The sequence below is a fragment of the Mycobacterium sp. E740 genome (assembly GCF_001672895.1).
Lineage (GTDB): Bacteria > Actinomycetota > Actinomycetes > Mycobacteriales > Mycobacteriaceae > Mycobacterium.
In genome coordinates this window covers 1-9,035 of sequence record NZ_LZKP01000006.1, presented here as the reverse complement: position 1 = coordinate 9,035, position 9,035 = coordinate 1, and the positions used below count along the sequence as shown (strand labels likewise).

The following is a 9,035-nucleotide window of genomic DNA, read 5'->3' as shown; positions in this document are numbered from 1 at the left end:
TTCGACCCTGCGGCCGATCTGTGCGCGGTTCTCCTCCAGAGAGATCCGTTCCTGAAGCTCGATCAACCGTTGATAACGTTCACTCACAACGGATTTGGGGATCTGGCCGGGTAACTCGGCGGCGGGCGTGCCGGGCCGTTTGGAGTACTGGAACGTGAAGGCGCTCGCGAACCGTGCCTGTGCGACGACGTCAAGCGTGGCCTGGAAGTCTTCTTCGGTCTCCCCCGGGAATCCGACGATGAGATCGGTGGTGATCGCGGCGTGCGGGATCGCGGCGCGCACGCGCTCGATGATGCCGAGATAGCGTTCGGCCCGGTACGAGCGGCGCATCGCCCGCAGGATGCGGTCCGAGCCGGACTGCAGCGGCATGTGCAGTGTCGGGCACACGTTCGGCGTCTCGGCCATCGCGGCGATCACGTCGTCGGTGAACTCGGCGGGGTGCGGTGACGTGAAACGCAACCGCTCGAGTCCGTCGATGCGGCCACAGGCGCGCAGCAGCTTGGCGAACGCGCCCCGGTCACGCGGTTGCGCCGGGTCGGCGAACGAGACGCCGTAGGCGTTGACGTTCTGGCCCAGCAGCGTCACCTCCAGGACGCCCTGGTCGACCAGGGCCTGCACCTCGGCGAGTACGTCGCCGGGCCGACGGTCGACTTCCTTTCCCCGCAGCGCCGGCACGATGCAGAACGTGCAGGTGTTGTTGCAGCCCACCGAGATCGAAACCCATGCGGCATAAGCGGATTCGCGGGAGGCGGGCAGCGCGGACGGAAACTCCTGCAGCGCGTCGACGATCTCGACCTGCGCTGCGCGGTTGTGCCGGGCGCGTTCCAGCAGCGTGGGCAGCGACCCGATGTTGTGGGTGCCGAACACGACGTCCACCCACGGCGCGCGGCGCAGTACGGCGTCGCGGTCCTTCTGCGCCAGGCAGCCCCCGACGGCGATCTGCATATCGGGATCGGCCTGCTTGCGCGGCGCGAGGTGGCTGATGTTGCCGTAAAGCTTGTTGTCGGCGTTCTCGCGTACGGCGCAGGTGTTGAACACCACCACGTCGGCGTCCTCGCCGTCGGCGGCCCGGTGGTAACCGGCGGCCTCCAGCAGGCCGGCCAGCCGCTCGGAGTCGTGCACATTCATCTGGCAGCCGTAGGTGCGGACCTGGTAACTGCGCGCCGGGGCACGGCCACGCGAAGACTCGCCGGTCGCGGAGGCGCGGGCGGGCCGCTCAGCCGCCGCCTCTCGCGAAACCATCGAAGTCACGGGCCCATGGTACGGGCTGGGTCAGTGTGGCGATCCGGGCGGATTCTCCAGATCCGGGCATGCTGGGCCCTGCCTCGGTAAGGTCTGCACCCATGGAGACCAGCGGGTCGGCTCGCGACAGCGTCGATCCCGCTCGGTCAGCAGGACAGGCGACGGTCCCCATGATCTCGCTCTCCGGCGTCAACAAGCACTTCGGCAGCCTGCACGTGCTCAAAGACATCAACCTCGATGTGGCACGCGGCGAGGTGATCGTGGTGCTCGGGCCGTCGGGCTCGGGCAAGTCGACGTTGTGCCGCACCATCAATCGGCTCGAGCCCATCGATTCCGGCACGATCGCGATCGACGGCGAAGTGCTGCCCGAAGAGGGGCGCAAACTCGCAGAGCTGCGGTCCGACGTGGGAATGGTGTTCCAGTCCTTCAACTTGTTCGCCCACAAGACGATTCTGGACAACGTCACGCTGGCGCCGATCAGGGTGCGCAGGAAGCCGAAAGCCGAAGCCCGGGCCGCCGCGATGAAGTTGTTGGAGCGGGTGGGCATCGCCGATCAGGCCGACAAGTACCCGGCGCAACTGTCCGGCGGGCAGAAGCAACGAGTGGCCATCGCGCGGTCGTTGGCGATGGACCCGAAGGTCATGCTCTTCGACGAACCGACCAGCGCGCTGGACCCCGAGATGATCAACGAGGTCCTGAACGTCATGACGTCGCTGGCCAGAGACGGCATGACGATGCTCGTCGTGACGCATGAGATGGGCTTCGCACGGGGCGCTGCCAACCGCGTGGTCTTCATGGCCGACGGCGCGATCGTCGAGGCGGCCGAACCCGACGAGTTCTTCACCAACCCGAAGAGCGAGCGCGCCAAGGACTTTCTCGGCAAGATCCTTCACCACTGATCGAAAGGAACCCGCATGCGATCGATCCTGAGGCGCGGAGCCGGTGTGCTCGCGCTCGCCGTCGCGTTGCCGCTGGCGGCGACGGGATGCGGTGGCGGCGGTGGTGGCGACACGATCGTCATCGGCACCAAATACGACCAGCCCGGCCTCGGGCTGAAGAACCCCGACGGCTCGATGAGCGGCTTCGACGTGGATGTGGCGAAGTACGTGGCTCGCAACCTCGGCTACGGCGAGGACAAGATCGAGTGGAAGGAAGCGCCGTCGGGACAACGCGAGACGCTGATCCAGAACGGCCAGGTGAAGTTCATCGTCGCGACCTACTCGATCACCGACGCGCGGGAGAAGAAGGTCGACTTCGCGGGCCCCTATCTGGTCACCGGGCAGAGCCTGCTGGTGCGCGAGGACAACACCGACATCACCGGTGAGGCGTCGCTGCAGAACAACAAGAAGCTGTGCTCGGTGTCGGGATCGACGCCGGCGCAACGGATCAAGGACAAGTTTCCGGGCGTCCAGTTGCAGCAGTACGACACGTACTCGGCGTGCGTCGAAGCGCTCAAGAACGGCGCCATCGACGCAGTGACCACCGACGAGGTGATCCTGGCGGGTTACGCGGCGCAGAGTCCGGGTGCATTCAAGGTCGTGGGCGGCACCTTCTCCGAGGAGCGTTACGGAATCGGTTTGAAGAAGGGCGATTCCGAATTGCTGACGCAGATCAACGATGCGCTCGCCAAGATGGAGCAGGACGGCTCGTGGAAGAGGGCGTGGGACCGAAACCTCGGGCCGGCAGGCATTCCCGCCCCGCAGCCTCCGCAGATCAGCCAGGGCTGACGGACCTCCGCCGCTGTGGAGTTCCTGCCGGGCTACACCGTCGGCCAGATCGTCGAAGCGTTCTGGACGACGATCCAGCTGACGGTCTACTCCGGCGTCTGGGCGCTGGTGCTCGGCACGGTGTTGGCCGCGATGCGGCTGGCACCGGTGCCGATGCTCAACTGGCTCGGGGCGGCCTACGTCAACGTGGTCCGAAACACCCCGTTGACCTTGATCATCCTGCTGTGCTCGCTGGGTTTGTCGCAGACGATGGGCGTCACGCTGGCCGACCCGAATTCGCCAACGTCGATCGACGACAGCAACTTCCGGCTGGCGGTGCTCGGTCTGGCGCTCTACACGGCGGCGTTCGTGTGCGAGACAGTGCGGTCGGGAGTGAACACCGTGCCGCTGGGTCAGGCCGAGGCGGCCCGCTCGCTGGGACTGACGTTCGGACAGAACCTGCGACTCATCTTGCTGCCACAGGCTTTTCGCGCCGTGCTCATCCCGCTGGGCTCGGTTTTGATCGCACTGACCAAGAACACCACGATCGCGTCGGCGATCGGAGTGGCCGAGGCGGCGCTGCTGATGAAGGAGATGATCGAGAACACCGCCGCCGTGATGACGGTCGGTGCGATCTTCGCCTTGGGTTTCGTGGTCCTGACTCTGCCGACCGGGCTGTTCTTCGGCTGGCTGGGTAAGCGGTTGGCGGTCGCCAGATGAGCTCGGCTTCCGTTCTTTTCGACGCACCAGGGCCGCGCGCCCGGATCCGTAACCGGATGGTGTCGGCGGTCGTCTTCGTGCTCGCCGCGCTGGTGTTGGCGGCGGTGCTGTTCCAGATGGCGGCCAAGGACCAGCTCACCGCCGCCAAATGGGAGCCGTTCCTGACGTCGAACCTGTGGAAGACGTACGTATTGCCCGGAGTTCAGGGCACATTGACGGCCGCAGCCATTTCGATCGTGCTGGCTCTGATCCTGGGATTCGTGCTCGGCGTGGGCCGGCTTTCCACCCACGGCGCCGTGCGCTGGGTGTGCGCGGTGATCGTGGAGTTCTTCCGTGCGGTCCCGGTGCTGATCATGATGCTGTTCGCGTTCGCGCTCTACGCGGCCTACGACGTGTTCGCGTCCAAGTACCTGGCGCTCGCGGCGGTGGTGACCGGCCTGACGCTGTACAACGGTGCGGTCATCGCCGAGATCGTGCGGGCCGGGGTACGCGCGCTGCCGCGAGGACAGTCCGAGGCGGCCTTCGCCCTCGGCCTGACGTGGGGCCAAACGATGCGATCGGTCTTGTTGCCGCAGGCGATCACTTCGATGCTGCCGGTGTTGATCTCGCAACTGGTCGTCGTGCTCAAGGACACCGCGATCGGCTACATCATCACGTTCCTCGAGATGGTGCGCCAAGGCGTGCAGATGGGCGCGGCATACAGTAACCTGCTGCCCGCGCTGATCGTGATAGCGGTCCTGATGATCAGCGTCAACTTCGCGCTGTCCTGGCTGGCCACCCGGGTGGAGGCGCGGATGCGACGGTCGCGGCGGGGCCCGGCGCCGTTGCAGACCGATGCTGTGGAGGAGGAAGGTGCGCCGGGCGCTAAAGCGCTGTGACGCAGGGGCTTTCAGCGTAGTTGTGCGCAGCGTCGCAACAGGGATTCGCTCGGCGGCTGGTAGAACGACAGCACGGCGTGCTGGCAGCCCAGTTCGGCGTACTCGGTGAGGGCGTCGAGTTGAGCGTCGACCTGGTCGGGTTGGTCCGGGTACAGGAAAAGCTGCACACTACGTCTGATCGACGAAGGATCGCGGCCCTCCGCCCCGCACGCTTCGTCGAGTCGGCGGTTGGCGCTCGCCCACTCCTGCGCACCGGTGCTGGGCATGTTCCACTCGTCGGCGTGCCGCGCCGCGACGCGGAGCATCTTCGGTTGGGATGCACCGACGACGATCGGCGGATGCGGACGCTGGACTGGTTTGGGCACACAGCGCGCTCGGTGGAGAGTGAAGAAGCGCCCGGTGAAGTCGACAGCCTCCTCGGTCCACATTCGGCGGATGACGGTGAGCGCCTCATCGACCATTGCAACGCGCTCCCCCGGCGGCGGAAAGTCGATGCCGTAGCCGCGGTGTTCGTCCTCGTGCCAACCGGCCCCGATGCCGAAGTCCATCCGTCCGCCGGAGATGTGATCGACGGTGACGGCCATCTTCGCCAGCACTGCCGGGTTGCGGTATGTGACGCCGCTGACCAGGCAGCTCACTCGGGCGCGCCGTACCACCACCGCCATCGCGGCGAGACTGGTCCAGCCTTCGAGCGTGGGCGTCGCCGGATCGACCAGTCCGTAGAAATGGTCGTAGTTGGCGACCGAGTGGAAGCCCAACTCGTCGGCGCGGCGCCAGAAGTCTTCGAGTACCGGGTAGTCGAAAGTCGGGGCGAGCTTCGCCGAAAGCAACATCGGCGCAATGTACCTCGCGTTTGCGGAAATGGCGGTAGTTGCACCCCACGACCGTGCGTTACGAGAGACTTGTCGTCGTGCAGGTGAGCATCTCCGCGCTGGAACTCCTACCCGAGTCGACGTTGCGCACCGGAGTGGACCTGATGGTCCGCCTGGTCGAAGCGGCCGGTGCGCTGGTCATCGTGATCGGCGCCTTGATCGCGATCGTGAAGTTCTTCATGTCGCTGCTTCGCCGGGACGCTATCGAGTTCTCGGCCGTGCGTTTGACTCTGGGCCGCTTTCTCGCGCTCGGGCTGGAGTTCCAACTCGCCAGCGACGTCCTTCGGACTGCGATCTCGCCGTCGTTCGAGGAGATCGGCAAGCTCGCAGCCATCGCCACCATCCGCACCGCCTTGAACTACTTCCTCGCCAAGGAGATCGCCAACGAGCAGCGCGCCGTCGAACAGAGCCGCGCCGGATCGATCACTAAGGACTCGATCCCACCATGATCGGATTCGCCGACCTTTCTTGGCTGATCGCCGCCGCGGGCCTCGTGCTGGGGGCATCGACGTTGGTGGTGTTCCGCCGACCACCGCTGGCCCTGCATGTGCTGCTCGACCTGCTGCTGGCGGCAGGGTTGTTGCGGCTCAGCGTCGACGCCACATGGCGATCGATCGCCGTCACGGCGCTTGTCGTCGTGGTGCGCCACCTCGTCACCCGCGGCCTGGCTCTGCCCCCGCCGTTGGTGTTCCGTCCGTTCCTAACCGGTACAACCGGACGGTGAAGCCCGCCGGCTTACACCCGCCGGCGTTCGCGTTCGTTGGCCAACGCGACCTTCACGACATCGAACGCCATGGTCTGGCTGTAGCCGCGCCGGGCGAGCATCCCCACGAGGCGGCGGGCCAGCTTGGCGTCGTCACCGTCCGTCAACTTCTCGCGCCGCAGTTTTTCGGCGACAAGGCGCTCGGCGCGTGCGCGTTCTGCGCCGGGTTCATCATCGGCCAGGACGGTTTCGATGATGTCGTTGTCGACCCCTTTGGTCCGCAACTCCGCGATCAACGCCCGTCTGCCTTTGCCCGCATTGATCCGGCGCGATCGGACCCACTGTTCGGCGAAGTCAGCGTCATCGATAAGGCCCACCTGTGCGAGCCGATCGAGCACCCGGGCGCTCACCTCATCGGGGTAACCGCGCTTGGCCAGCTTTTCTTCGAGTTCGGACCGGGTTCGGGCCCGCGCGGTGAGCAGGCGCAGACACAGGTTGTGCGCCTGCTCCTCGCGGGGAGCCTCAGAAGTCGACCGGGGCGGGCAGGACGTCATCAGCCAGGTCATCGGTGATCACGGCGCCAATGCCGAGCTTCTCTTTGATCTTCTTCTCGATCTCGTTGGCCACGTCGACGTTCTCGAGCAGGAAGTTACGGGCATTCTCCTTGCCCTGGCCCAACTGTTCACCCTCGTAGGTGAACCACGAGCCGGACTTACGGATGAAGCCTTGCTCGACGCCCATGTCGATCAGCGAGCCCTCCCTGCTGATTCCACGGCCATACAGGATGTCGAACTCGGCCTGGCGGAATGGGGCCGCCACCTTGTTCTTCACGATCTTGACCCGGGTGCGGTTACCAACCGCGTCAGTGCCGTCCTTGAGCGTCTCGATCCGCCTGACATCCAGGCGGACCGAGGCGTAGAACTTCAAAGCCTTTCCGCCCGTTGTCGTTTCGGGCGAGCCGAACATCACACCGATTTTTTCGCGAAGCTGGTTGATGAAGATCGCGGTGGTACCCGAATTGCTCAGCGCCCCAGTGATCTTGCGTAGCGCCTGGCTCATCAGCCGGGCCTGTAGGCCGACGTGGCTGTCACCCATCTCGCCCTCGATCTCCGCGCGCGGCACCAGCGCTGCCACCGAGTCGACCACCAGAATGTCGATGGCGCCGGACCGGATCAGCATGTCGGCGATCTCCAGCGCCTGCTCGCCGGTGTCCGGCTGGGACACCAGCAGTGAGTCGGTGTCCACCCCGAGCTTCTTCGCGTACTCCGGATCCAGCGCGTGCTCGGCGTCGATGAACGCCGCGATGCCACCTGTTGCCTGCGCGTTCGCCACCGCGTGCAGCGCCACAGTGGTCTTGCCCGAGGACTCCGGGCCGTAGATCTCGATGATCCGGCCACGCGGCAGCCCGCCGATGCCCAGTGCCACGTCCAGCGCGATCGAGCCGGTGGGGATGACCGAGATCGGCTGGCGCACCTCGTCGCCGAGCCGCATCACTGAGCCCTTACCGTGGGCTTTTTCAATCTGCGCGAGTGCCAGCTCGAGGGCCTTTTCGCGGTCGGGTGCCTGCGCCATGGTGGTCTCCGTCCTTCGGATGTCTAGCTGTTCGGTGATCGGTTTCGATCAGTTGGCCGTGACGCTAGAGGCAGCCTCCGACAAGTTCAGGACAAGTCGGCCTGACCAGCATCTAGCCGTCGAACACTGCCCACAGTAGACGAACACCTGTTCGACTCAAGTCCGACACGCCGTCCAGTCTCGAGCGGATCCCACGTCTGCTCCCTGCAGGTCGTCGAGCGGCCTATCGTGAAGTCATCCCGGCTGAAACGGGGTCTGTGTGCACGAGATGGCGATAACCCAGAGCGTGGTCGACGCGGTGTGCGAGCATGCCGCGGGACGCCGGGTGCACGGAGTCAGGCTCGAGGTCGGCGCACTCTGCGCCCTCGTGCCCGACTCGATGCAGTTCTGCTTCGAACTCGCCACCTCGGGCACGGTCGCCGACGGGGCCCGCCTCGACCTCGACGTCCAGCCCGGCGCGGCGCACTGCCGCACCTGCGGCCAGAGCTTCGAGCTGCCCGACCTGATTCTGTTGTGCCCCTGCGGCAGTGCGGATGTCGAGGTGACCTCGGGCCGGGACCTGAAGATCGTCTCGATGGAAGTGAGTTGAGCATGTGCGCAACCTGTGGCTGCGGCGACGACGGAGCGACCGTCACTGTGCCTGGACACGCCCACCCCCGCGAGCACGGCCACCATCACCACGAGCACTCCCACGCCCACGACCACGTCCACACCGAGACGATCACGCTGGAGCAGAAGGTGCTCGCCAAGAACGACCTGATCGCCGAGCAGAATCGCCGATGGCTTGCCGAACGCGACATCCTGGCGTTCAACCTCACCAGTTCTCCCGGAGCGGGTAAGACAACGCTTCTCGAACGCACGATCCGCGACCTCAGCACCAATCGCCCGGTGGCGGTCATCGAGGGTGATCAGGAGACGCTTCTGGACGCCGAACGCATCAAGGCAGCCGGTGCGCGCGCAGTGCAGATCAACACCGGCGCCGGCTGTCATCTCGACGCCGACATGGTGCACCGCGCGCTGCAGACACTGGACCCCGAGCCCGACTCGATCCTGTTCATCGAGAATGTCGGAAATCTCGTCTGCCCGGCGCTGTTCGATCTGGGCGAGCGCAGCAAGGTCGTCGTCATCTCGGTGACCGAGGGCGACGACAAACCGCTGAAGTATCCGCACATGTTCGCCGCGGCGGGACTGGTGATCGTCAACAAGATCGATTTGCTGCCGTACGTGACATTCGATCTTGAAAAGTGTTGCGGCTACATAAGATCACTGAACCGAGCGGCGGGCATTCTCGCCATGTCGGCAGCTACGGGTCACGGTAGCGCGCTTTGGTACGAGTGGATCG

At 65.5% G+C, this 9,035-nt stretch carries 12 protein-coding genes; 8 read left to right on the top strand and 4 right to left on the bottom strand.

From position 1 onward, the window contains the following. Positions 1–1,242: tRNA (N6-isopentenyl adenosine(37)-C2)-methylthiotransferase MiaB (gene miaB / locus A5663_RS00275; RefSeq protein ID WP_068142910.1), on the bottom strand; the 1,242-nt coding region annotated here is incomplete at its 3' end. Positions 1,243–1,412: 170 nt separating this feature from the next. Here miaB and A5663_RS00270 point away from each other — a divergent pair. Genes A5663_RS00270 through A5663_RS00255 form a run of 4 tightly spaced genes read left to right on the top strand, consistent with a single transcriptional unit; the run spans position 1,413 to position 4,546 of the window. Beyond that, a complete protein-coding gene (locus tag A5663_RS00270; protein ID WP_068142908.1) occupies positions 1,413–2,141 on the top strand; it encodes an amino acid ABC transporter ATP-binding protein in 729 nt (242 codons plus the stop codon). Between the two features lie 15 nt (positions 2,142–2,156). Continuing rightward, positions 2,157–2,969 carry a glutamate ABC transporter substrate-binding protein gene (locus tag A5663_RS00265; protein WP_068142907.1) on the top strand — a complete coding sequence of 271 codons (813 nt, stop codon included), beginning with the start codon at positions 2,157–2,159 and terminating at the stop codon, positions 2,967–2,969. Between the two features lie 15 nt (positions 2,970–2,984). Further along, positions 2,985–3,668: an amino acid ABC transporter permease gene (locus A5663_RS00260; protein WP_197503248.1), complete on the top strand. Its 684-nt coding sequence runs from the start codon at positions 2,985–2,987 to the stop codon at positions 3,666–3,668. Beyond that, positions 3,665–4,546, top strand: coding sequence for an amino acid ABC transporter permease (locus A5663_RS00255; protein WP_068142906.1), 882 nt, complete (start codon positions 3,665–3,667; stop codon positions 4,544–4,546). Before A5663_RS00260 ends, A5663_RS00255 begins: the two co-directional genes overlap by 4 nt. 11 nt (positions 4,547–4,557) lie before the next feature. On the opposite strand, the gene A5663_RS00250 is transcribed toward A5663_RS00255, so the two are convergent. Then, positions 4,558–5,379 carry a TIGR03560 family F420-dependent LLM class oxidoreductase gene (locus A5663_RS00250; RefSeq protein ID WP_068142905.1) on the bottom strand — a complete coding sequence of 274 codons (822 nt, stop codon included), beginning with the start codon at positions 5,377–5,379 and terminating at the stop codon, positions 4,558–4,560. Between the two features lie 143 nt (positions 5,380–5,522). On the opposite strand from A5663_RS00250, the gene A5663_RS00245 reads away from it, so the two are divergent. Then, positions 5,523–5,867 (top strand): DUF1622 domain-containing protein, encoded by a 345-nt coding sequence (locus A5663_RS00245; RefSeq protein ID WP_082973865.1) that lies wholly within the window; start codon positions 5,523–5,525, stop codon positions 5,865–5,867. Next, a complete protein-coding gene (locus tag A5663_RS00240) occupies positions 5,864–6,142 on the top strand; it encodes a hypothetical protein (protein ID WP_068142903.1) in 279 nt (92 codons plus the stop codon). Before A5663_RS00245 ends, A5663_RS00240 begins: the two co-directional genes overlap by 4 nt. An 11-nt stretch (positions 6,143–6,153) precedes the next feature. Here A5663_RS00240 and recX read toward each other — a convergent pair whose 3' ends face one another. Together recX and recA are read right to left on the bottom strand one after the other, a co-directional pair. Further along, positions 6,154–6,675, bottom strand: a complete 522-nt coding sequence (gene recX, locus A5663_RS00235) for a recombination regulator RecX (RefSeq protein ID WP_068142902.1) — start codon at positions 6,673–6,675, stop codon at positions 6,154–6,156. Further along, a complete protein-coding gene (recA, locus tag A5663_RS00230) occupies positions 6,644–7,693 on the bottom strand; it encodes a recombinase RecA (protein WP_068142901.1) in 1,050 nt (349 codons plus the stop codon). Before recA ends, recX begins: the two co-directional genes overlap by 32 nt. Positions 7,694–7,952: 259 nt before the next feature. Here recA and A5663_RS00225 point away from each other — a divergent pair, with 259 nt between their 5' ends. After that, positions 7,953–8,282: a hydrogenase maturation nickel metallochaperone HypA gene (locus tag A5663_RS00225; RefSeq protein WP_068142900.1), complete on the top strand. Its 330-nt coding sequence runs from the start codon at positions 7,953–7,955 to the stop codon at positions 8,280–8,282. 2 nt (positions 8,283–8,284) lie between these two features. After that, positions 8,285–9,035 (top strand): hydrogenase nickel incorporation protein HypB (gene hypB / locus A5663_RS00220; RefSeq protein WP_068142899.1); only part of this gene is annotated, 751 nt, incomplete at its 3' end.

Bases quoted from the DNA above. Each gene is read 5' to 3' on its own strand.
- A5663_RS00270 (WP_068142908.1), top strand. From the start codon at position 1,413: ATGATCTCGCTCTCCGGCGTCAACAAGCACTTCGGCAGCCTGCACGTG.
- A5663_RS00265 (WP_068142907.1), top strand. From the start codon at position 2,157: ATGCGATCGATCCTGAGGCGCGGAGCCGGTGTGCTCGCGCTCGCCGTC.
- A5663_RS00255 (WP_068142906.1), top strand. From the start codon at position 3,665: ATGAGCTCGGCTTCCGTTCTTTTCGACGCACCAGGGCCGCGCGCCCGG.
- A5663_RS00250 (WP_068142905.1), bottom strand. From the start codon at position 5,379: ATGTTGCTTTCGGCGAAGCTCGCCCCGACTTTCGACTACCCGGTACTC.
- A5663_RS00245 (WP_082973865.1), top strand. From the start codon at position 5,523: ATGGTCCGCCTGGTCGAAGCGGCCGGTGCGCTGGTCATCGTGATCGGC.
- A5663_RS00240 (WP_068142903.1), top strand. From the start codon at position 5,864: ATGATCGGATTCGCCGACCTTTCTTGGCTGATCGCCGCCGCGGGCCTC.
- recX (WP_068142902.1), bottom strand. From the start codon at position 6,675: ATGACGTCCTGCCCGCCCCGGTCGACTTCTGAGGCTCCCCGCGAGGAG.
- recA (WP_068142901.1), bottom strand. From the start codon at position 7,693: ATGGCGCAGGCACCCGACCGCGAAAAGGCCCTCGAGCTGGCACTCGCG.